Source organism: Paenibacillus sp. FSL R5-0341, assembly GCF_037975235.1.
Taxonomy (GTDB): Bacteria; Bacillota; Bacilli; order Paenibacillales; family Paenibacillaceae; genus Paenibacillus; species Paenibacillus amylolyticus_A.
This window is the reverse complement of the sequence record NZ_CP150241.1, coordinates 4,553,207-4,575,460: the sequence shown is the minus strand read 5'-3', so window position 1 is coordinate 4,575,460 and position 22,254 is coordinate 4,553,207. Positions and strand designations below refer to the sequence as shown.

Below are 22,254 nucleotides of genomic sequence, written 5' to 3'. Positions count from 1 at the left end.
TATTTGTCAGAGCAAACACGCAGCATACAAATCTCCCTCCAGAGTGCGGGAGAGGGCCAATCTCTTTTTGGACCCCAAGATACTTTTCTTAAACTGATTGAATCCGAGATTCCCGCCCAGATTGCATCCCGTGAAGCGGAGATTGTGATTTTCGGCAATGCACAACAGGTGGAATCGCTTGAACAATTATTTGATGTGTTACTGCAATTGATACGCAACGGATACGTGTTAACCGAAAGAGATGTGAAGTATGCGATTGAACTTGCCAAGGATATGCGGGCAGACCAGCTATTGGATCTGTTCAAGGGCGAGATTACGACGACATACCGAGGTAAACCAATCCGTGTTAAAACCATTGGACAGAAGCACTATGTAACTACAATTAAAAAACGTGATATTGTATTTGGCATTGGTCCTGCCGGTACGGGTAAAACCTACCTTGCTGTTGTACTGGCTGTTGCCGCAATTAAAGAAGGTAGCGTCAAACGTATCGTACTCACACGGCCTGCTGTTGAAGCGGGAGAGAGTCTTGGTTTTTTGCCAGGTGATCTTCAGGAGAAGGTAGACCCGTATCTGCGACCGCTGTACGATGCCCTGTATGACGTTATGGGACAGGAACAGACCGCTAAGGCACTGGAGCGTGGGTTAATCGAAATTGCGCCACTCGCCTACATGCGGGGGCGTACACTGGATGACTCCTTCATCATTCTTGATGAAGCACAGAACACAACACCGGAACAGATGAAGATGTTCCTGACGCGTCTTGGTTTTGGCTCCAAAATGGTCATCACCGGAGACGTGACACAGATTGATTTACCGCGTGGTAAGAAATCCGGGCTTGTGGAAGCGAATACGATCTTGAACGAAGTTAATGAGATTGGATTTGTCTATTTTGCCGAGCAAGATGTTGTGCGGCATTCCCTCGTCCAGAAAATTATCGTGGCTTACAACCACGCCGCAGAAAATCAAGCATAGAAAGGGATTGTCTAAAGTGACCTCGAAGGAACCGTCAAAAGGCAAATCTTTTCAGAATAAGGCTACAGGATGGAAGTATAGCGTGTGGGCACGCTATCTTCTGTTTTTGTTTCTGGTGATTCTTTTCTACGTGAGTCTTGCTTCCAAGCTGCTCCCCGAGCGGTATGATATTCAGGAAGGTACACGAAGTGAAGTGGATATTGCTGCGCCCATGCAGATTCCGAATAACAAGGCCACACTCAAAGCACAGGAAGAAGCGGCTGAACGCGTACAGCCGATATTTCAGATCGTGCAGATGCGAAACGAAAATTTGATGACAACCTTGCTTGATCGTGTAGATCGATTGAACCAGGATGATCAGATTTCAAGTCAGGATAAGATTGATATTTATCGGGATGAAATTCCGCAACGCCAGAAGGATTTTGTGACCAACTATATCAATAATAATCGGAAAGCCGGTACATACTCCGAGACGCTGTTGGAAGAGATCAGAAATGTGGTACAGGAGCAAAGCTACCGTATTCCGGAAGAGACCTACATCAAAATCTCACGTCTGACATCGGATGATATCCAGGAGATGAAACCAGTTGCGAGGGACATTGTTGCCCGGTTAATGACGGATCAGATCAGTGATGCAACCACCGCGCGTGCCAAAGTAGCCGAGATGGTGAGTGTCAGCTCTCTTAGTAAGCGCACGCAACGTGAGGTGGTGCAGGAGCTTGCTCGTCTCGTGGTGACCTCTAACCGCTTCTACGACGAAGAGGGAACCAAGGAAGCCAAAGTACAGGCGCGTGAGAACACGCAAACCGTCTTTATCAAGCAAGGGGATACATTAGTTGCCAAAGGTGAGATGATCACCCCGGAAATGTATGCTCTCCTGGATGAGAATGACTTGCTGAAAAATGAAGTGAACTACTGGCCACAGCTTGGACTTCTTATGTTTTCCTGCCTGTTGTCGGCAGCAATTCTGATGTATATTCAGCAATGCAGCGGAACGCATTTCAAATATAATAATGCGCAGCTGTTGATGCTTGTTCTCATTTTTATTATTACGATTGTAGTTATGCATGTCACGGCGATTATCCAGACCAATGAGAGGTCTTATGTTGGCTTCCTTGCACCAGTTGCGGTAGGGGCAATGTTAATTGCGCTGCTGCTGGATACGTCTCTTGCCTTTGTATGTTCGATATTGATCGGTATGTTGTCCAGCATCATTTTGAACACGCATCAGGGTCAACTTTTTGACTTCGAATTAGGGTTCTTCGCTGTCGTAGTTTCGTTTGTTGCGATCTTCGCAACGCATAAGGCTAGTCAGCGATCAACGATCCTGAAAGGGGCCATTATGGTCTGCCTGTTCGGGTCCATAGCCGTCTTCACACTGGCTTTGATTGACTCGGGAGATTGGAACCGAACCACAACACTGTATGGCGTTGGATTTGCATTTGCTGGAGGCGTATTGACGGCCATACTGGTCATCGGGCTGATGCCATTTTTCGAAACATCATTTGGTATCTTGTCAGCGCTCAAACTGGTGGAATTGTCTAATCCGAACCATCCGCTTCTTCGCAAGTTGCTGACGGAGACCCCGGGTACCTATCATCACAGCGTTATGGTAGGGAATCTGTCTGAAGCAGCAGCAGAAGCCATAGGAGCTAACGGATTGCTCTGCCGAGTGGGTTCGTATTATCATGATATTGGCAAGACGAAGCGGCCCATCTATTTTATTGAAAATCAGAACAATATGGAGAATCCGCATGATTCCATTGATCCAAAACTGAGCAAATCTATTATTGTTGCCCATGCGCGCGATGGTGTGGAAATGCAAAAGGATTACAAGCTGCCCAGACCTATTCGGGATATTGCGGAACAGCATCACGGCACGACATTTCTCCACTATTTTTATCACAAAGCACTGCGCCAGGCGGAAGAAGCAGGCGTTGAGCCTGATTTCACCGAAGAAGACTTCCGTTATCCTGGGCCAAAGGCTCAGTCGAAGGAATCTGCTATTGTTGGCATTGCCGATAGTGTGGAGGCTGCTGTGAGATCTTTGCGCAAACCGACAGTGGAGCAAGTGGAGTCCATGATTGAGAAAATTATTAAAGGACGATTGGATGATCATCAATTCAATGATTGTGACCTTACGATGCGTGAACTGGATATCGTCGCCAGAACATTGAAGGAAACCGTGATGGGTATCTTCCACTCCCGGATAGAATATCCGGAGGAGATCAAGAAACCGAAGCCGACTTCACCCGAAGCAGGCTAATTCAATAGTTCGTGTTCAAAAAGGTTGGTTTTCAGTACCGAGAAGATGGGATGAAGTTAGAAATGGAGTAGCGGAGCGTAGGGAAAACTACGTGAGCAACTACAATGTTTCCTCAGGAAACATACTTCGTAAGCCTCCCGCTTATTTCGGCTGAATTCCATATTCGATGCTGATGATGCCCTTAGGCATCATTCGTAATCAAAAGCGGGCTTTTTGAACAACCTCTAATATTAGTAGACAGGAGTTATGAAGGAATGAGTCTTAATCTGGCATGGAATAATGAACAACAGGATAAAGAAATTACAGAACCAATGATTGCAATGCTGGAACAGTTGCTGAATCTTGCTGGAGAAGCGGAAGGTGTTGCAGACGGGGAAGTGGCTCTGACTTTTGTGAATGATGAGCAGATTCATGAGTTGAACCGTGATTATCGCGGTATTGACCGTCCTACGGATGTATTGTCCTTTGCAATGAACGAGACGGTGGATGAAGAACTCGATATTATCTATGAGCTGGACGAAGATGAAGAAATGGAAGAAATGCCGGATGTTCTTGGAGACATCATCATTTCCGTACCGCGGACCATCCTGCAAAGTGAGGAGTATGGACACTCATTTGAACGTGAGCTTGGTTTTTTGTTTGTCCATGGTTTCTTGCACCTGCTCGGATATGACCATCAGGATGAAGATAGTGAGGCTGAAATGATGGGCAAACAAGAAGCGGTATTGGCCCAGGCCGGGTTGACACGATAATGAAAAGACGCTCCTGGGGTCTGGTATTCCGCAATGCTGCGGAAGGAATCGCATATGGGTTGCGGACTCAGCGTAATGTGAGAGTTCACACGGGAGTGGCTGTTTTGATGTGTGTAGCCGGCTTTTTTTTCAGAATCTCAAGAATAGATTGGATGTTTGTGCTAACCGCTGTCTTTTTGGTCCTGGTGACTGAATTGATGAACACGGCTGTAGAGGCGGCAGTTGATTTGGCACATCCCCATATCCATCCGCTGGCAAAAGCGGCAAAGGATACCGCGGCCGGGGCAGTTCTGCTGGCTGCGGTATTCGCCGTCATCATCGGTTGTATCGTTTTCATTAAGCCGATGATGAGCTGGCTAGGTTTGTACTGAATTTGTTTTAACTTTGTTTTGATTCGTTTTGTTTTGATTTTAATACTACACACAAATATAAATTTGCTTGATGCAAACACGATAACGGAGAGGTCAGAAGAAACCTGAAGAAACGAAGTGTGCGCCTTTATCCCCGGATTTTCCCTTATTAAAAGGGATCAAAAAAATCTGGGGATAACAGCGCTCGGAAGGTTGTTCTGACAGCGAAGTGTCCAGTGTAAATGCACTAGTTTGATTTTATATTGCACCCTAAGGGAGAGAATATTGATGGATAACGGTTTGTTAATGCAAGAGGCAATTAAGGCACGTACGAAGGCGTACACGCCTTACTCTCATTTTGGTGTAGGTGCAGCTTTGCTTGACAGTGAAGGGCATGTGCATCATGGTTGTAATATCGAGAATGCTGCGTATACCCCAGGTAACTGTGCTGAGCGTACAGCGATGTTCAGTGCCATTGCAGGTGGCCAGCAGCCTCGCAGCTTCAAAGCGATTGCCATTGTGGGAGACACGGATGGTCCGATTGCTCCATGTGGCGTATGTCGTCAGGTCATGTACGAACTGTGTGAACCCGATATGAAAGTCATCTTGGGGAACATGAAAGGTGATCTGCAAGAGACCACCGTTGCTGAACTGTTACCTTGGGCTTTTGGGCCTTCTGATCTGAATTCTGCTAAAAAATAAACCAATATTCCAGGCCTAGGCGCCTGAGGAGGAACATATGAAAAAACAAGCATTCAAATCCGGTTTTGTAGCCATTATTGGACGTCCAAACGTAGGTAAATCCACACTGATGAACCAGGTGATCGGACAGAAAATTGCGATCATGTCGGACAAGCCGCAAACGACACGTAATAAAATTCATGGTGTGTATACATCCGAACATCAGCAAATCGTTTTCCTGGACACACCGGGGATTCACAAACGTCAATCCAAACTTGGCGATTACATGAACCAGACTGCTCTGAACACACTTGGAGAAGTAGAAGCAGCGCTGTTCCTGATTGACGCTTCGGAGGGCATGGGTGGCGGTGACCGTTACATTGCGGAACAGTTGAAAAATATCCGTACGCCTGTCATTCTCGTCATGAATAAAATTGATAAAATTGAGCCGGAAGCGCTTCTGCCCCTCATCGAGGAGTATCGCAAGTTGCACGATTTCGCTGAAATCGTACCTGTATCTGCCATGCTGGGCAGCAATGTAAGCACACTACTGGAACAACTCGGCAAGTATTTGCCTGAAGGTCCTCAGTACTATCCTGATGACCAGGTTACTGACCATCCGGAGCAGTTTGTATGTGCCGAGTTGATTCGTGAGAAGATTCTACAGATGACTCGTGAAGAGGTACCTCACTCCATTGCTGTAACGATTGAGGATATGAAAGTACAGGATAACGGTGTCGTTTATATCTCAGCCGTCATTTTTGTGGAACGGGATTCGCAAAAAGGGATCATTATTGGGAAGCAAGGTGCGCTTCTGAAAGAAGTGGGCAAACGTGCTCGACATGACATTCAGAACCTGCTTGGTTCCAAAATTTTCATGGATCTGTGGGTTAAAGTGAAAAAAGACTGGAGAAATCAGGATCGAGTTCTGCGTGACCTTGGCTTTGGTCGCGACTGATCGTCGGAATTGTATCCAGTAATTGCAACACATAGTTTACCTTGCAAGACTCCATCCTATTTGGTAGATGCAGACGTCATTTCCGAAGAGAGGATGAAATTCCGATGCGAGATTTTTCGTGGAAGGTTTTTGCGATGACGGGGGACGTGGAGTCCTATTTGTTATATACCGAGGCGTGTAACTCGTTAGGACAGGAGTCGGAACCTGCAAGGGAAGTGATTGAAGATGAAGAAGCCGAGGTATAACTGGCTGATTCGGGAATGGTTAGGTGACGAGGCATGCTATACAGGGTGGAAGGGATTGTCATCCGCAGCATGGACTACGGCGAAGGGAACAAAATCATTACGCTTTGCACCGAAAGCGGCGGGAAAGTAGGCGTACTCGTCCGCGGTGCCAAAAAGCCCAAGAGCCGACATGCTGCACTGGTGCAGCCGTTTACGTATGGTCAATATGTATATTTTCGCAATACAGGTCTAGGTACACTGAATGCTGGAGAAATTGTTGAATCCTATCATGAGTTGCGTGAAGATCTGGTCAAGGCCTCTTATGCCTCTTATGCGTGTGAACTATTGGATCGCGTGCTTCAGGATGAAGAGACAGGTACTTTTTGGTTCAAACAGTTAAAGGCGTGTTTGCAGGCGTTGAAGGAAGAGAAAGATCCGGTTGTTATTACAAGTCTGTACGAAATGAAAATATTACAGGCATCCGGTTATGGTCCGCAGTTTGATGAATGTATCTCCTGTAACCAGGAGCGACCGGATGAGCAGTTGTTTATTAGTCCCAGACTTGGCGGCGTTCTGTGTCGTGCCTGCAAACATTTCGATCCTCCGGCGATGTCAGTCAGTCCAAAAGCTCTGAAGTTGTTGCGTTTGTTCGCACAGTTGGATCTGCAGCGCTTGGGAAATATATCAGTGAGTGAATCTACCCGTGATGAGATCAAAAAACTGATGCGGGCCTTTATGGATCATCAGCTTGGTCTGAATCTTAAATCCCGTTCTTTCCTCGATCAGATGGAGAAGTACGGGATTTGAGGCGTTTTGCTGGAAGTGAAACTATATCTTGACTTCATACTAGATTTTATATATTATGAAATATAATTTCTCTTTATGAGACATGCATTGAACGAGAAAGTAAAAGACTGGATTTATTGCATTTGTGGGTGCAAGTTGTTGTAGTACACTTGTGAATCATGAATGAGCGAGCCGGGGATGGTGGAAGCCGGGCTAAATCGGTCTTTGAAACGGCACTCGGGAGCATGAATGGATACGGAAAAGTGGGCTGGAACGAACAGAGTCATCTGTTTGATCCAAGCCAAGTAGGGTGGAACCGCGGGAATAGCTCTCGTCCCTACGTCTGTACAACAGGCGTAGGACGGGGGCTATTTATTGTTGTCTGAACCGTTCTAAGCTTGCTAACAAACCATTGAAAAGGAGCATGATTATGAATTTTCAGCAGATGATTTTAACGCTGCAACAATTCTGGGCCGAGCATAACTGTATTATTGTCCAGCCATACGATACGGAAAAAGGGGCAGGTACGATGAACCCGATGACCTTTTTACGTTCGCTTGGACCGGAACCTTGGAAAGTGGCTTATGTAGAGCCTTCCCGTCGTCCTTCGGACGGACGTTATGGTGAGAACCCTAACCGCCTGTACCAGCATCATCAGTTCCAGGTGATCATCAAGCCTTCTCCGGATAATATTCAGGAAATTTACCTAGAAAGTCTGAAGCGTCTGGGCATTGATCCGCTCAAACATGATATTCGGTTTGTTGAAGATAACTGGGAGAACCCTTCCCTTGGTTGTGCAGGTCTTGGTTGGGAAGTATGGTTGGATGGAATGGAAATTACACAATTTACGTATTTCCAACAGGTTGGTGGAATCGAGACAAATCCGGTAGCTGTTGAAATTACGTATGGTATGGAGCGTTTGGCTTCTTACATTCAAGATAAAGAGAATGTGTTTGATCTGGAATGGGTGGAAGGTATCACTTATGGTGATGTATTCCGTCAGCCAGAATTCGAACACTCTAAATATACGTTTGAAGTATCTGATGTCAAAATGCTGTTTACACTCTTCAACATGCATGAAGAAGAAGCAAACAAGGCCATGGCGCAGCATCTGGTATTCCCGGCATATGACTATGTGCTGAAATGTTCCCACACGTTCAACCTGTTGGATGCACGTGGAGCTATCAGTGTAACGGAACGTACGGGTTACATCACACGTGTCCGTAATCTGGCTCGCCAAGTCGCTGCAACATATATGGAAGAGCGTGAGAAGCTAGGCTTCCCGCTGATCAAGAAAGGGGGAGCCGAGCATGTCTAAGGATCTGTTGTTTGAAATCGGGCTGGAAGAAGTACCTGCACGCTTTATGCGCGCAGCAATCGCACAGCTGCAAGAGCGTGTCGTGAAATGGCTTGACGCATCCCGCATTGCTTATGGTGAAGTGAATGCATATGCTACACCGCGCCGTCTGGCTGTTTTGATTCAAAATGTGGCTGAAAAACAGGAAGATATCGAGGAAGAAGTGAAAGGTCCTTCACGCAAAATTGCCCTGGACGACAGTGGCAATTGGAGCAAGGCTGCACTTGGATTCGCCCGCAGTCAAGGTGTTGAACCGGACCAGTTTACGTTCAAGGAACTGAACGGTGTCGAATATATCTATGCAACGAAGAGCAGCAAAGGTGTGGAAACGGCTTCTGTGGTTGGGGAAGGATTACTTTCTGTATTACATGCCATGACGTTCCCGAAATTCATGCGTTTGGCTTCCTATGATTTCAAATTTGTACGTCCAATCCGCTGGATTGTGGCTATGCTCGGCAGTGATGTTATCGATCTGGAAGTGACAGGTGTTAAATCGGGTAATGTAACTCGCGGACATCGTTTCCTGGGTAAGGAGGCCGTGATCTCCACTCCGTCTTCATACGTGGAAGTGTTGCGTGCAGAACATGTCATTGCTGATATCCAGGAACGTGAACAGATGATTGTATCCCAGATTCAGGCACTGGCTGCTGAGAAGAAATGGGATATCGCGATTAAGGAAGACTTGCTGGAGGAAGTCCTGTTCCTGGTGGAAACACCTACCGTATTGTTCGGGACATTTGACTCCTCATTCTTGAATATTCCACAAGAAGTATTGATTACTTCCATGCGTGAGCATCAGCGTTATTTCCCTGTACTGGACAATGAAGGACAATTGTTGCCATTCTTCGTGACGGTACGTAACGGTGGAAGTGATTCACTGGACGTTATTGCCAGAGGGAATGAAAAAGTTCTGCGTGCACGTCTGTCTGATGCCAAGTTCTTCTATGAGGAAGATCAGAAGCTACAGATTAAGGATGCATTGTCGAAACTGGAAAGTATCGTCTTCCAGGAAGAGCTCGGAACGGTTGGAGATAAAGTGCGCCGTATTCGCAAGATTGCCGATGGACTTGCTGCCAAACTGCAAGTATCCGGTGATGTTGCTGAATCTGTTAGCCGCTCAGCAGATATCTGCAAATTCGACCTGGTGACACTGATGGTGGGTGAATTCCCGGAACTGCAAGGTGTGATGGGTGAGGATTACGCTCGTAAAGCCGGCGAAAAAGAAGAGGTAGCTAAAGCGGTATTTGAACACTATCAGCCACGTTTCGCCGGAGATCAATCCCCTGCTTCTCTTGTCGGTGCTATTGTGAGTGCTGCGGATAAAATGGATACAATCGTGGGTTGCTTCTCCATCAACATCATTCCAACAGGTTCTCAAGATCCGTATGCGCTGCGCCGTCAGGCTGCAGGTATTGTACAGATTTTGCTGGATCACAAGCTCCCGCTGACATTGTCAGATGTGTTCGGAGTGGCACTTCAAGTGCATGCCCAGATGAACCTGTTGAAACGTGCAGATGAAGAAGTTCGTAAAGATCTGCAAGACTTCTTCGGACTTCGTGTGAAAAAATTGTTGTCTGAAACTGTCCGTTACGACGTCGTGGATGCAGTAATTTCTTCCGGATTCGATGATATCAGCGCTGTGGTTCCAAAAGGTGAAGCGTTGATGGCAGCTGTTCTGACAGGAGACGCATTCAAAACAACGGTTGAATCATTCAACCGTGTGGGTAATCTGGCTGCCAAAGCATCCAATGCTTCCGTACATCCGGAACTGTTCACAGAAGATGGAGAGCGTCAGTTACACGAGGCATGGAGCAGAACGAATGCAGAGTACCGTCAGGCGTTGACTCAGCACGATGCTGCTGAAGCGCTGGCTATTGCATCCGCTTGGAAGGATGGTATTACCTCATTCTTCGATTCGGTTATGGTTATGGCTGAAGATGATGCTGTTCGTGCGAACCGACTTGCACTGCTCGCGGCTATTGATCGTGACTTGAAAGGATTTGCTGATTTTTCCAAGTTGGTTTGGTAATTGGGCGTATTTCATGAGTCCTTTTCCACAGTCTTGGAGCAATGCTAAAATTCAGTATTAAAGAAGGATATATGAGGGTATAAATATACGGAACGGGTTGTGAAATGTATTTTTGACAACCGCTCCGTATTTTAGCCTTTGATTTCCCTCGTTCTGGCAGAAGGATTTTGCCTGGCCGGGGTCGTATATTACAATATGCAGCTATTTTATGAAACCGGGTGGTCTGGGTTTGAGTGAGTTAAATATACGCCACATTGTTGTGGATGGTGATGCTTGTCCGGTCAAAACCGAGATTGCGCAAACCGCTCGCCTTTTCAACGTCCCTGTACTGTTAGTCTCTTCATTTGATCATTTGCTTCAAGGAGGAGAAGGGGTGCGAACGGTGCAAGTGGATCGTAGTGATCAGAGCGCAGACCTGTATATTGCTAATCATATTAAGCCATACGATGTGGTTATCACTCAGGACTATGGACTTGCGGCACTTGCGCTTGGCAAACGTTGTTATGTTTTATCCTTTCGTGGTCGTGAGTTTAACGATCGTGACATTGATTTCATGTTGGATTCTCGTCATACTGCGGCCAAAGCACGAAAAAGAGGCCATTACGGAAAAGGCCCAAAGCCTTTCACAGAGCAGGATCGAGAAATTTTTCAACATAAACTGACAAAACTTTTAAAAGATTTGCAGGAGAATGTGTAAGTTTATCGAATTATATTTACGTGTTGAAGAGATGAAGGTGGCCAGAGATGAGTACCGGACAAGGCGGTATACCCGAAAGTATTATTGAATCGGTGTTACAGCAGAATGATATTGTCGATACGGTGAGCCGATTTGTGCATCTGACCAAACAGGGGAAGTATATGAAAGGCCTCTGTCCTTTTCATTCCGAGAAGACGCCTTCGTTCACCGTTACACCTGAGAAACAGATTTTTTACTGCTACGGTTGCGGCACGGGTGGAAATGCCATCAAATTCAGGATGGAAATCGAAGGGTTATCCTTTCCCGAGGCTGTCAAGACGATGGCGGAAGAAAGTCACATCTCTATGGGCGACTGGCAAGGGCGTGAATCTGCTCATGTGAATCCGGAGACGGAACGTCTGTTGGAGGCTTATGAGCTTACCGCAAAGCTGTATCATTTTTTGTTGAAAAATACAGAGCACGGCAAGTCAGCCATGGAGTATTTACGCTCACGAGGTTTTGGCGACAAGTTGATCGACCAGTTCCAGATTGGGTTCGCACCAAATCGTTGGGACACCCTGGTACAATTTCTCGAAAAACGTAACTATCCGCTGGAAGAGATGGAAAAGGGTGGACTACTGTCACCGCGAAATGAAGGTCAGGGATATGTGGATCGATTCCGAGACCGGATTATGTTCCCGATCAATGGCAGGAGCGGTAAGCCGATTGCATTTGCAGGACGCATATTAGGAGACGGGCAACCGAAGTATCTAAATTCACCGGAAACCCGGTTATTTAACAAAAGCCGTGTTCTCTATAATCTGCATCATGCCAAAAATGCAATTCGCAAACAAAGACAAGCCATTTTGTTCGAGGGATACGGTGATGTCATCTCCGCATGGGATCAGGATATCCAGAACGGTGTAGCGGCAATGGGTACTGCGTTAACCGAGAATCAGGCACTGATGCTCAAAGGCATGTGCGACGAGGTCATCATATGTTATGACGGCGACCGAGCAGGACAGGCTGCTGCACTCAAAAACTTTCCCATTCTTGAGGAAGCCGGATTGCAGGTCAAAGTGGCTCTCATACCTGAGGGACTCGACCCGGATGATTTTATCCGGAAGCATGGTGGTGAGCGGTTCCGAAACCAGATTGTGGACGGCGCCGTGACAACTACAAAATTTAAACTTATAAACCTAAAAAAAAGCCATATACTGCTAGAGGGTGGCGGACAAATCGCCTATTCGAAAGAAGCAGTAAAATTGATTGCCCCCTTACCTTCTCCAACAGAGCGGGAAGTGTATCTTCGTGAACTGGCTGCAGAAGTGGACGTATCCTTCGAAACATTGAAGCAGGAGTGTAATGAAGAACGGGAGGCGATGAAAAATAACCTCCAGTTTGGGGATAATAACCCGAAAAGGTGGAATAATGGTAGGCAACAAAATAGGCAGGTGCCTACACCCAATCTGTTGCCAGCTTACCACGCTGCTGAACGCAAACTGATTGCCTGGATGTTGCAGGATGATGAGGCTGCCCAGTACGTGAATGAGCATCTTGGTGAAGCTTTTAACTTGGATGATCATGCAGCTATTGCTGCTTATCTATATGCCTACTATGCGCAAGGCAAACCGTCGGATACAAGCCGTTTTATGTCTTCACTGCATGACGATCGCCTGGAAAAGACGGTTAGTTCAATCTCGATGATGGATGGTCCAGGTGAATGGAGTATTCAAATGCTCGATGATTGCATCAGGGAAGTGCTGAAGCATCCGCGTAAGAAAGAGTACGATTTGAAAAAAGAAGAAATGATTGCTGCAGAGCGGGCAGGTGATTCTGTACGCGCGGCACAGATTGCAATTGAAATGATTGCCCTAGAGAGACAGTGAACGTCTGATTATTGGATGTTTCTAGGGAGGAGGGAGTCGAGTTATGGCGAATGATCAGCATACTGAACTAGAAACAGAATTGACACTGGATCAGGTTAAAGATCAATTGATTGAATCAGGTAAGAAAAGAGCTTCGCTGAATTACAAGGAAATTATAGAGAAACTCTCTCCTTTTGAGCAAGATGCAGAGCAAATGGATGAGTTCTATGAGCAACTGAGTGATCTGGGTATCGATGTAGTGAATGAAAATGATGAAGAGGTTACACTTCGTCCTAGTGAAGATTCCGAGAACAACACCAGAGAGGGAGAGGACGAATTCCACTTTGATGATGATCTGAGCTTGCCGCCAGGTATCAAAATCAATGACCCTGTCCGTATGTATCTCAAGGAAATTGGTCGTGTGCCATTGTTGTCGGCAGATGACGAAGTACAACTGGCCAAACGGATTGAGAACGGGGATGAAGAAGCCAAGCGTCGTCTTGCTGAAGCGAACTTACGGCTCGTTGTCAGTATCGCCAAGCGTTACGTTGGACGTGGAATGTTGTTCCTTGATTTGATTCAGGAAGGTAATATGGGTCTGATCAAAGCGGTTGAGAAGTTCGACCACAAAAAAGGATACAAGTTCAGTACGTATGCCACATGGTGGATTCGCCAAGCGATTACTCGTGCTATTGCTGACCAGGCGCGTACCATTCGTATCCCTGTGCACATGGTAGAGACGATTAATAAGCTGATCCGGGTATCCCGTCAGCTGTTGCAGGAACTTGGGCGTGAACCGACACCAGAAGAAATCGCTGCTGAGATGGATCTGAGTGTGGAGAAAGTTCGTGAAATTACGAAGATTGCACAGGAACCGGTTTCTCTGGAAACACCGATTGGTGAGGAAGATGATTCCCATCTGGGTGACTTCATTGAGGATCAGGAAGCACTTGCTCCAGCGGATGCTGCTGCGTATGAGTTGTTGAAAGAACAGCTCGAAGATGTACTTGATACATTGACTGAGCGTGAAGAGAATGTTCTTCGTCTACGTTTTGGTCTGGACGATGGACGGACAAGAACGCTGGAGGAAGTCGGCAAGGTATTTGGAGTTACGCGTGAGCGTATTCGTCAGATCGAAGCCAAGGCTCTTCGTAAATTGCGTCACCCGAGTCGTAGTAAACGACTTAAGGATTTCCTCGAATAATCGAACTATGGGAGACTTTCCGCAAGACGCTTTAGCGGCGGCGGGGTCTCCTTTATTTTTAATTTAAACGTCTTGATTTCTTGGTTTTGGAAATTCATCCTTGAAATGTTTGATTGGATTTTATTTTATCGCTTTTCCTTGTTCAATGCAAATCAATAAATTAAATGAATGGTGTAGGTGCTTCATGAAACTTTCGAATCGATTACAACAAATACATGATCAAATTCCCGATGGCAGCCGCATGGCTGATATCGGTTCAGACCACGCATTGCTGCCAGTAGCCGCGATCCGCAGTGGGAAAGCCGCAAGTGCAGTAGCCGGGGAAGTCAATCCTGGCCCTTATGATGCTGCATGTAAACAAGTCAGTGATGCTGGCCTGAAAGAGAAAATCACAGTACGTCGTGGAGACGGGCTTGATGTGATTTCTGCGGGAGAAGTGGAAGTCATCACCATTGCAGGCATGGGTGGTGCTCTGATTGCTTCTATTTTGGACCGAGGTTTATCCAAACTGGAAGGGGTCCAACTCCTGATTTTGCAACCGAATGTGGGAGAGGATATCCTCAGACGATGGTTGTTGGAGCATAATTGGGTAGTTGTAGCAGAACAGTTGCTCGAAGAAGACGGTAAGCTCTATGAAATTATCACGGCGATGCCACAATCCGTAAGCCCGATTGCAAATGTTGAGGTATATCGTGCACGTCCGCTTCAAGACGGGGTAGAATTGACGGAAGATTTGCTGCTGCGGATGGGACCTTATTTGGTGGATCGTCCAACGGATGTATTTTTTGCCAAATGGGAAAGCGAGATCGTCAAGCTGCAAGGGGTTGTTAACTCCATCTCCAAATCCGATCAGGATTCTTCCCGGGACAAGGCGGCTGAGGTAGAGCGTCTGATCGCAAACTTGAAGGAGGTTTTGGCATGTTTGCCAAAGGTCAAACTGTAATTCAACTGATGGAGCAGCTCGCTCCGAAACATCTGGCTGTGCCGGACGACCGCATTGGTCTGCAGCTGGGCAGTTTGCAAAAAGAAATTAGTCACGTTCTTGTGGCTTTGGATGTGACGGATGAAGTGGTGGACGAAGCGATTCGCATCGGAGCCAATCTGATTATCGCACATCATGCCATCATTTTCCGACCGGTTAAGTCACTTAGTACGGATACCCCTATGGGTAAATTGTATGAAAAACTGATTAAGCATGATATCGCTGTCTATATCAGTCATACGAACCTGGACGTAGCCGAAGGTGGCATGAATGACTGGATGGCCGAGGCACTCGGCATCGAGAGTAAAGAATCGCTGGAGGATGTACACACAGATCATCTGTACAAGCTGGCTGTATTTGTACCTCGCACGCATCATGAACAGGTTCTTCAAGCCATTCTGGAAGCCGGAGCGGGGAGTATCGGTCAATACAACAAGTGCAGCTTCAACACAGAAGGTACAGGAACATTTGTACCAGGTGAAGGGACACAGCCGTTTATTGGTACCCAGGGGCAGATGGAACGTGTGGAAGAAATGCGGATTGAGACCATTGTGCCTCAAAGCCTGCGGAGTAAGGTTGTTCAGGCGATGCTTAAGGCTCACCCGTATGAAGAAGTGGCGTATGACCTCTATGCAATGGATTTAAAAGGCCGTACGCTCGGTCTGGGACGCTTGGGACCCCTTAGGGAGCCTAAGACATTAGGTGAGCTCGTGGAGGTCGTTAAGACCCAATTTAATGTTCCTCATGTGCGTGTAGTAGGGGATCTGAACAAACCAATCAAAAAAGCAGCGGTTCTTGGCGGCTCTGGCAGCCGTTACGCGCTTACGGCTCGCTTCAAAGGCGCGGATGTTATTGTGACGGGGGATATCGATTATCACACGGCTCATGATGCGTTGATGGCCGGCATGTGTATCATCGACCCGGGACATAATTCCGAAAAGATTATGAAACCGAAAACAGCCGATTGGCTTCGTTCCCGTTTGCAAGAAAAACGATATGATACGCAAGTTACAGCTTCAGAGGTAAATACGGAAGTATTCCAGTTTATCTAAAAAGACAGTTGCTGTGCGATTCCCAGTAATATTAAGCTTGTCTGGGAACCCAAATGCCTGTATACTATGTAATGTTGTTCGGAAAGTTTGACAGACAATCGCTGGTGGCCTTTGTTGCCACGAGAGGAAAGTCCGGGCTCCACAGGGCAGGATGCTGGATAACGTCCAGTCAGCGCGAGTTGAAGGATAGTGCCACAGAAATGGACCGCCGATGGCCGGATTCTCCGGCACAGGCAAGGATGGAACCGAGGTGTAAGAGACCCCGAGGAACGCTGGTGACTTCGTTCCTGGTAAACCCCATCTGGAGCAAGACCTAATGGGACACAGCCGCCTTTTCGGAGGAGGCAACCTTAGCCCGAGGTGTGTCTAGGTTGGTCGCTTGAGCTGTGCAGCAATGTATGGCCTAGATAGATGATTGTCGCTTCTGGTGGGAGGGTAGTTCCCGTATGAACCACGAAGAGCACAGAACCCGGCTTACGGTAAGCTTTCCTAACTGCAACAACAACACTATAACAACACAATGTAGTCCACCTATCAGTCGAGGACAACTCGTATGAATCATTCGATGGCCTGACTGATCAGAAGGACCCATGAACATCAAAAAAACATAACTCCTGTTGATAACAGGTTCTATAAAAATAAGGCGGCAGTTCCGAGATTCTCGGGCCTGCCGCCTTATTTTTGTTTCTCATATTAAGTTATTTAACCTTCATACGCTAATAAATAGCGAAACGTTCATGACAGTTCATTACAGTGTAACCACACTGTCCGATGTTAACGAAGCATGCCAGCGTTGAATGGCGCGATCCATTCGTTCTACAGCTTCCGGGAGTAGCTCGGGATCCGTATGCGTGAAGTTGATCCGCATGCGGTTCAGCTCCGGTGTACCCGCATAGAAGGAATCACCCGGGACAATGCACACTTTCTCCTGAATACCGTAAGTGAACAAATTGCTTGCAAGCATGCCTTCAGGCAATTGCAGCCACAAGAACATGCCACCTTGTGGTGAATTCCACGAGATGCCTTCCCATGCTTTGGTTGCCATAAGAGTCGTCAGTGTTTTCATGCGTTTTTCGTAATCCTCTGAAATCTGGCGGATATGCGCATCCAGATCGAAAGATTCAAGCAGTGCGTGAAGAGCTCTTTGGTCGATGCTGCTGGAATGCAAGTCGGCACCCTGTTTAGCCCGTGCTGCCATTTTGACAATATCAGGAGCTGCAAGAATCCAACCCGTACGAAGACCCGGTGCTACCGTTTTGGAGAACGTACTTGTGTAAACGACATTAGAAGGGCCTTCATAGGATGCTGCATCCAATTCTGCGAGAGCAGGGACATCCAATTGCTCCGGATTGAACCGAATTTCGCCATAGGGATCATCTTCGAGGATGAGTACACCATACTTGCGGCATAGGTCCACAGCCTGCTGACGTCTTTTTCGTGACCATACTTTACCCGTAGGATTGGAGAACGTTGGGTTGATATAGACGAGCTTTGGACGATGCAGCTGGAGCTGTTCCTCCAGAGATTCAGGCAACATGCCGTGATCATCACAGGCTACGCCGTGAGATTCAGCCTGATAGGAATGAATAACTTGCAGGGCAGCGAGGTAGGTAGGTGATTCAACCAGTACGCGGTCACCCGGATCAAGAAGGATGCGACAGACTAAGTCAATGGATTGCTGTGAACCCGTCGTGAGGAGCATGTGGTCGGGTGAAGCAGGAATGCCTTTGGATTCAAGACGCTCGGCGATTTTGGCGCGAAGAGGACGGTAACCTTCAGTCTCCGCATATTGAAGAGCGGCTGCTCCGCTCATAAATACTTTTTCATATGCAACGCGGATAGCTTCCAGCGGGAATGAAGTCTGCGCTGGTAATCCACCGGCTAGTGAGATCATTCCAGGTGCCTGAGCGGCCTGGAGCATGTCGCGAACGACAGAGGACGGGGTGTTTTGTGCCATTTTGGACCAAGGGATACTCATGTTATTCTCATCTCCTGTTATTCACTGTTATACTGATATTATAAACTATAATAGACGGACTGCACTATAACAGTAAAATGAGGATCATAACAGTTGGGGGGAGCACGCATGCATATTGAATTAAAAAGGGGAAGCAGTACCAAATTGTACGTGCAAATAGCACTAACGATTGCGGATCGCATCCGGTCAGGACTGATTGAACCCGGAACCCGACTTCCTTCTGTTCGTAAAATGACCACGGATCTGGGTGTCAGCCTGGTCACCGTATCGAAGGCCTATGCTGAACTCGAAGCGATTCAATTGATTACCTGCTCCCAGGGTAAAGGTTGTTATGTCAGAGGGGCATTACACACGGATCAGAGGGAGGATGTGGACCGAGCGCAGCGGAAAAATAGCAATAGTGAATCCAGTACGCCATGGAATTGGCAAATGGCATTGGTGGATTATTTACCGCGAGCACAGCTCTGGAGACATTTTGATACGTCACCTCAAGTACGGTATGAACTTCATATGTCAGCGATTCAGCCTGAACTGTTACCTACACGTGAGATTATTGACAGTGCCTATCGGCTTTCCTCTGATCATGCAGAGCGTATGGCGGCATATGGATCTTTTCAGGGAGATCGGGAACTCAGACAGATCTTTGCGGAACATTTTGCCGAGCGTGGACTACAGGTGACACCTGAACGCATGTTAATTACAAGCGGTGCTCAGCAGGGGATTGATCTTGTGGCACGGACTTTTGTCGGACCCGGGGATGTAGTGTATATGGAGGCGCCAAGCTATACCGGAGCCATTGATGTGTTTACAAGCAGAGGTGCGAAGATCATTACGGTTCCGATGGACGACGAAGGCATGCGTATTGATCTGTTAACCCGCTTATGTGACACCTATCCGCCCAAGCTGATCTATACAATTCCGACCTATCACAATCCGACTGGGATTACGATGAGTGCAAGAAGGCGAGCACAGCTCCTGAATCTCGCGCAAAGCTATCATTGCCTCATTCTGGAGGATGATCCGTTTGCCGATCTTTATTTTCGTGATCCTCCCCCGGCTTCCATTAAATCCATGGATGGGACAGGTCATGTGGTGTATATCAAAAGCTTCAGCAAGGTGCTGTCTCCCGGTTGCCGTATAGCCTGCGCCATTGCAGACGGAAGCGTACTGACTAGGCTTGTGGCTGCGAAATCTACGGCAGATTTGGGGAGCCCACTGCTTACACAGAAGGCACTGCAATCCTTTATTCAGAATCAGTATGGGGCCTATGTATCCCGCTTGAGGGATGAATTGTATTCTCGCTTGTGTGCGGCAGCTGAGGTGCTGGAAGAACATGCTACTGAGGGTATACACTGGCGTTTGCCAGAGGGAGGACTTAATCTGTGGCTTCAACTTCCGAGTAGTCTGGATATGCGTGAGCTGCATCATCAGTCACTTGCCGCGGGGGTCTCATTCCTGCCGGGTTCCGCCTGTTATGTGGGGGAGACGGATACTTCAAGTCTGCGCATCTGCTTCACGGTAACGAGCGTTGAACTTTTGTGTGAAGGGCTTCGTGTTCTCTGCGGAGTCATTAACAGAGTAACACCTGGGCAGGGTGGGGCAGTGGCGGACAGGCTACCGCTCATATAATTTTTCGGAGTATGGACATACATCCAATCCACTTTCGGCCTGATGCAATAGGTTATAGTATCACCAGAAAGGGAGTTGGTTTTGAATGAACCATTACTGTCCACCGCTTTGCCCGATTGTCTGTGACCCGATCCAGGTTGTTGAGGATTACTACATCCCGCAAATCGTACCTGTAATCCACCCGATTGAAGTTATCAAAAAACATCACTGTGTTCCGATTCACCACCACATGTACCCGGTTGTTGTTAAAGAAGAAGACCCTTGCTATGTATCCAGCCATAATCCGAAGAAAAAATCCGTGAAAAAATCAAGCAAAGCCCGCACAACTTCACGCAAACGTTAATCGCAGCGGGTGCCCCGGGGAATTTGGATATAAACCAAAGAGCAGCGTACGCCCCGGGGCGCAGCTGCTTTTGTGTTTTTACAGAATTGAGTCATGACGACTACTTGGTATACTTTTTCATCGTATTATCCATTTGTTGTCTGACATGCTGGGGCCAGAACTGTAAGGGTGCGCTGTTGCCTGATGCGGCTTGCAGTGCTTTGTAGACATCGATCTGCCCATAGCCGAAATACTTATCGTGACCCGGATCACCGAGGTCAATGACACTTTGGCGCATCAGATCCATCACTTCCGTGTTCGTTAAATCCGGGTTCAAGGAACGAATCAAACCTGCAAGTGCGGCTACATGCGGGCTAGCCATGGATGTGCCAGACAAAGCTGCGTACTGATTGTCCGGATACGTACTTGCGATACTGGACCCTGGAGCCATCACATCCACATAATCCCCGTAATTGGAATAGGACGCTTTGCTCATATCCGGATCCGTAGCAGATACGGCGAATACTTCCGGATAGGCAGCAGGATAGCCTGGACGCTCCGTATTATCGTTCCCTGTTGCTGCAATCAGCACGATATCGCGGTCAAAAGCGTATTTAATGGCATCATGAAGAAATTGTGCATCAGCATAATTCCCGAGACTCATGTTGATGACTTTAGCTCCATGATCCGCTGCCCAGATGATGCCTTCGGCAACGGCATACGTGGTTCCAGACCCCGAGTTGTCCAGCACCTTCACCGGGAGTACCTTGTTATACCAACTCATGCCTGCCACGCCTTCATTATTGTTGACAATCGCGCCGATAATGCCTGCGACGTGTGTACCATGTCCCACATCGTCCATAGGCTGGCTTCCCGGCTCGACCACATTATAGCCCTCAAGGAGCTTGCCCTTCAGGTCAGGGTGATTCATATCCACACCTGTGTCGACCACTGCAACGATAACATCTTTGTTTCCTTTGGTAATATTCCAACCTCTGTTCGTCTCAATCGCAGGCAAGTTCCACTGATAATCGGAGAACAAAATGTCGTTGGGTATCGTTACATCGGTTTGTTCAGTTACGGTGTCATTGGTTAAATACATGTAGTGGGGTTCCATATAGAGTGGATTCCATTTACTTTCGAAATAGCTATGCAATTGCTTGTAATTCATGTGTTCTGACCGAAAAACATACGTGTATCCCAGCTTACGCGCAGATTGCGCTCTTAGATCAGATTTAATGATACGCATATCCCGTTCACCGGGATCCTGCCGAAAACGGATGACAATTTCATTTTCGTAGAAATGACTGGCGTTGGCATTATCATGCCCGGTTTTCACGGTGATTTCATTCAGCGTATCCGGGTGAACAGACTCAATTTTGAACTTGCCTTCACGCGGATAAGGGATCATACGCAGATTTTTGCGCTGATGTTGTTCAACAGCATTTAAGACGTTCTGACTGAACAAGGCAATCACAGCTCTTTTGCCATCTTTCGAGGGTTGCCCCATAACAAAGTACTTTTCTTTTCCCAAAGGGAAAGAAGAGGATTCGAAGCTTTGACGTTTATTTACCGCTTTTTTGGCAAGATTCAGCGCATGGTCAAGCTTCTGTCGCTCTAGTTTGCTACCTTGCTGGGATGCCTGATCAAATGGCTTGTTGAACGAGCCATTGGTACCCATGAGATGAATGGATCTGATATGTTCATGTGAACTTTGTAGATCATTCACATATCGATTAACTTGTGCGGCAGTCATTGTTGAGGTTTTCTCCAGCATGATATTGAGATGTTGCTTGGCATCCATGCGAGTCAGGAGATCTGTTGCTTTGACATCCTGCACTTTCAGACGTTGCTTGTTCGTGTGCTCTTCATGAGCAGAATCGGACAGGGCACTTGGCTTAGGTTCGGGACGATTGGATGTTGGAAGCAGGAGCGTGAGGGCGAGTGCTCCCGCACCAGCTGCAAGGGCCCAGTTAATCCATTTCGGTCTGGACATGGTGGATGGAACCTCCTTCGTTCATTTTGGACAATCATTAACAGTGCTTCATCGTTGTCACTGGTTATATCTATCGTTAGAAAAAGCGGATATTTTTATGCAGGCGAGTTCGAGTCTGACTGCGTATAATAGGCATGTTTAATGACAGAAACGGAAAGCATGATTAAGG

The 22,254-nt window shown here is 47.2% G+C and carries 20 protein-coding genes and 1 other RNA gene; 19 read left to right on the top strand and 2 right to left on the bottom strand.

Going from position 1 to position 22,254, the window contains the following annotated elements; all coding sequences use genetic code 11:
• The first annotated feature begins 3 nt into the window (after positions 1-3).
• The 17 genes from MKX75_RS20545 to rnpB all read left to right on the top strand — a co-directional run bounded on the left by MKX75_RS20545 (position 4) and on the right by rnpB (position 16,652).
• Complete coding sequence (locus tag MKX75_RS20545; RefSeq protein ID WP_017687243.1) at positions 4-975, top strand: PhoH family protein; 972 nt, start codon at positions 4-6, stop codon at positions 973-975.
• Positions 976-991: 16 nt separating this feature from the next.
• On the top strand, positions 992-3,241 hold the full coding sequence (locus tag MKX75_RS20540; RefSeq protein ID WP_145151045.1) for an HDIG domain-containing metalloprotein: 2,250 nt from the start codon (positions 992-994) through the stop codon (positions 3,239-3,241).
• 254 nt (positions 3,242-3,495) lie between these two features.
• A complete protein-coding gene (gene ybeY / locus MKX75_RS20535) occupies positions 3,496-3,993 on the top strand; it encodes an rRNA maturation RNase YbeY (protein ID WP_076332311.1) in 498 nt (165 codons plus the stop codon).
• Positions 3,993-4,364, top strand: coding sequence for a diacylglycerol kinase family protein (locus MKX75_RS20530; RefSeq protein ID WP_076332312.1), 372 nt, complete (start codon positions 3,993-3,995; stop codon positions 4,362-4,364). Before ybeY ends, MKX75_RS20530 begins: the two co-directional genes overlap by 1 nt.
• A gap of 267 nt (positions 4,365-4,631) precedes the next feature.
• Positions 4,632-5,045, top strand: a complete 414-nt coding sequence (locus MKX75_RS20525; RefSeq protein ID WP_062835495.1) for a cytidine deaminase — start codon at positions 4,632-4,634, stop codon at positions 5,043-5,045.
• A 37-nt stretch (positions 5,046-5,082) separates the two neighbouring features.
• Positions 5,083-5,982: a GTPase Era gene (gene era, locus MKX75_RS20520; protein WP_062835494.1), complete on the top strand. Its 900-nt coding sequence runs from the start codon at positions 5,083-5,085 to the stop codon at positions 5,980-5,982.
• A gap of 104 nt (positions 5,983-6,086) precedes the next feature.
• Positions 6,087-6,227 carry a YqzL family protein gene (locus MKX75_RS20515; protein ID WP_076332313.1) on the top strand — a complete coding sequence of 47 codons (141 nt, stop codon included), beginning with the start codon at positions 6,087-6,089 and terminating at the stop codon, positions 6,225-6,227.
• 33 nt (positions 6,228-6,260) lie between these two features.
• Entirely contained in the window at positions 6,261-7,013 is a 753-nt protein-coding gene (gene recO / locus MKX75_RS20510) for a DNA repair protein RecO (protein ID WP_047843778.1), read from the top strand.
• Positions 7,014-7,171: 158 nt separating this feature from the next.
• Positions 7,172-7,378: a hypothetical protein gene (locus MKX75_RS20505; protein ID WP_339166582.1), complete on the top strand. Its 207-nt coding sequence runs from the start codon at positions 7,172-7,174 to the stop codon at positions 7,376-7,378.
• 44 nt (positions 7,379-7,422) lie between these two features.
• A complete protein-coding gene (gene glyQ / locus MKX75_RS20500; RefSeq protein WP_017687252.1) occupies positions 7,423-8,310 on the top strand; it encodes a glycine--tRNA ligase subunit alpha in 888 nt (295 codons plus the stop codon).
• A complete protein-coding gene (gene glyS, locus MKX75_RS20495; RefSeq protein WP_339166580.1) occupies positions 8,303-10,378 on the top strand; it encodes a glycine--tRNA ligase subunit beta in 2,076 nt (691 codons plus the stop codon). The genes glyQ and glyS overlap by 8 nt, the downstream gene beginning before the upstream one ends.
• Before the next feature lie 208 nt (positions 10,379-10,586).
• Positions 10,587-11,075: a DUF188 domain-containing protein gene (locus MKX75_RS20490; RefSeq protein WP_062835491.1), complete on the top strand. Its 489-nt coding sequence runs from the start codon at positions 10,587-10,589 to the stop codon at positions 11,073-11,075.
• Between the two features lie 47 nt (positions 11,076-11,122).
• On the top strand, positions 11,123-12,943 hold the full coding sequence (dnaG, locus tag MKX75_RS20485) for a DNA primase (RefSeq protein ID WP_036615029.1): 1,821 nt from the start codon (positions 11,123-11,125) through the stop codon (positions 12,941-12,943).
• A gap of 43 nt (positions 12,944-12,986) precedes the next feature.
• Positions 12,987-14,126: an RNA polymerase sigma factor RpoD gene (gene rpoD / locus MKX75_RS20480; RefSeq protein WP_062835490.1), complete on the top strand. Its 1,140-nt coding sequence runs from the start codon at positions 12,987-12,989 to the stop codon at positions 14,124-14,126.
• A 184-nt stretch (positions 14,127-14,310) separates the two neighbouring features.
• Positions 14,311-15,069 carry a class I SAM-dependent methyltransferase gene (locus MKX75_RS20475; RefSeq protein WP_339166578.1) on the top strand — a complete coding sequence of 253 codons (759 nt, stop codon included), beginning with the start codon at positions 14,311-14,313 and terminating at the stop codon, positions 15,067-15,069.
• Positions 15,045-16,160, top strand: coding sequence for a Nif3-like dinuclear metal center hexameric protein (locus tag MKX75_RS20470; protein WP_339166577.1), 1,116 nt, complete (start codon positions 15,045-15,047; stop codon positions 16,158-16,160). The genes MKX75_RS20475 and MKX75_RS20470 overlap by 25 nt, the downstream gene beginning before the upstream one ends.
• A gap of 82 nt (positions 16,161-16,242) precedes the next feature.
• Positions 16,243-16,652: RNase P RNA component class A (rnpB, locus tag MKX75_RS20465), an RNA gene on the top strand.
• 256 nt (positions 16,653-16,908) lie between these two features.
• Here rnpB and MKX75_RS20460 read toward each other — a convergent pair.
• The gene (locus MKX75_RS20460) at positions 16,909-18,138 is read right to left on the bottom strand and encodes a PLP-dependent aminotransferase family protein (RefSeq protein WP_339166575.1); all 1,230 of its coding nucleotides are present in this window, start codon (positions 18,136-18,138) and stop codon (positions 16,909-16,911) included.
• 108 nt (positions 18,139-18,246) lie between these two features.
• Here MKX75_RS20460 and MKX75_RS20455 point away from each other — a divergent pair, with 108 nt between their 5' ends.
• Positions 18,247-19,767, top strand: a complete 1,521-nt coding sequence (locus MKX75_RS20455; RefSeq protein ID WP_062835486.1) for a PLP-dependent aminotransferase family protein — start codon at positions 18,247-18,249, stop codon at positions 19,765-19,767.
• Positions 19,768-19,852: 85 nt separating this feature from the next.
• Positions 19,853-20,110 carry a hypothetical protein gene (locus MKX75_RS20450; RefSeq protein ID WP_036615016.1) on the top strand — a complete coding sequence of 86 codons (258 nt, stop codon included), beginning with the start codon at positions 19,853-19,855 and terminating at the stop codon, positions 20,108-20,110.
• A gap of 100 nt (positions 20,111-20,210) precedes the next feature.
• On the opposite strand, the gene MKX75_RS20445 is transcribed toward MKX75_RS20450, so the two are convergent.
• Positions 20,211-22,085: a S8 family peptidase gene (locus MKX75_RS20445; protein ID WP_076332319.1), complete on the bottom strand. Its 1,875-nt coding sequence runs from the start codon at positions 22,083-22,085 to the stop codon at positions 20,211-20,213.
• Positions 22,086-22,254: the final 169 nt, after the last annotated feature.

Coding starts and splice junctions, on each gene's coding strand:
- MKX75_RS20530 (WP_076332312.1), top strand. CDS start 3,993: ATGAAAAGACGCTCCTGGGGTCTGGTATTCCGCAATGCTGCGGAAGGA.
- dnaG (WP_036615029.1), top strand. CDS start 11,123: ATGAGTACCGGACAAGGCGGTATACCCGAAAGTATTATTGAATCGGTG.
- rpoD (WP_062835490.1), top strand. CDS start 12,987: ATGGCGAATGATCAGCATACTGAACTAGAAACAGAATTGACACTGGAT.
- MKX75_RS20450 (WP_036615016.1), top strand. CDS start 19,853: ATGAACCATTACTGTCCACCGCTTTGCCCGATTGTCTGTGACCCGATC.
- MKX75_RS20525 (WP_062835495.1), top strand. CDS start 4,632: ATGGATAACGGTTTGTTAATGCAAGAGGCAATTAAGGCACGTACGAAG.
- MKX75_RS20475 (WP_339166578.1), top strand. CDS start 14,311: ATGAAACTTTCGAATCGATTACAACAAATACATGATCAAATTCCCGAT.
- MKX75_RS20460 (WP_339166575.1), bottom strand. CDS start 18,138: ATGAGTATCCCTTGGTCCAAAATGGCACAAAACACCCCGTCCTCTGTC.
- MKX75_RS20470 (WP_339166577.1), top strand. CDS start 15,045: ATGTTTGCCAAAGGTCAAACTGTAATTCAACTGATGGAGCAGCTCGCT.
- MKX75_RS20445 (WP_076332319.1), bottom strand. CDS start 22,085: ATGTCCAGACCGAAATGGATTAACTGGGCCCTTGCAGCTGGTGCGGGA.
- MKX75_RS20505 (WP_339166582.1), top strand. CDS start 7,172: ATGAATGAGCGAGCCGGGGATGGTGGAAGCCGGGCTAAATCGGTCTTT.
- MKX75_RS20515 (WP_076332313.1), top strand. CDS start 6,087: ATGCGAGATTTTTCGTGGAAGGTTTTTGCGATGACGGGGGACGTGGAG.
- era (WP_062835494.1), top strand. CDS start 5,083: ATGAAAAAACAAGCATTCAAATCCGGTTTTGTAGCCATTATTGGACGT.
- ybeY (WP_076332311.1), top strand. CDS start 3,496: ATGAGTCTTAATCTGGCATGGAATAATGAACAACAGGATAAAGAAATT.
- recO (WP_047843778.1), top strand. CDS start 6,261: ATGCTATACAGGGTGGAAGGGATTGTCATCCGCAGCATGGACTACGGC.
- MKX75_RS20490 (WP_062835491.1), top strand. CDS start 10,587: ATGAAACCGGGTGGTCTGGGTTTGAGTGAGTTAAATATACGCCACATT.
- glyS (WP_339166580.1), top strand. CDS start 8,303: ATGTCTAAGGATCTGTTGTTTGAAATCGGGCTGGAAGAAGTACCTGCA.
- glyQ (WP_017687252.1), top strand. CDS start 7,423: ATGAATTTTCAGCAGATGATTTTAACGCTGCAACAATTCTGGGCCGAG.
- MKX75_RS20455 (WP_062835486.1), top strand. CDS start 18,247: ATGCATATTGAATTAAAAAGGGGAAGCAGTACCAAATTGTACGTGCAA.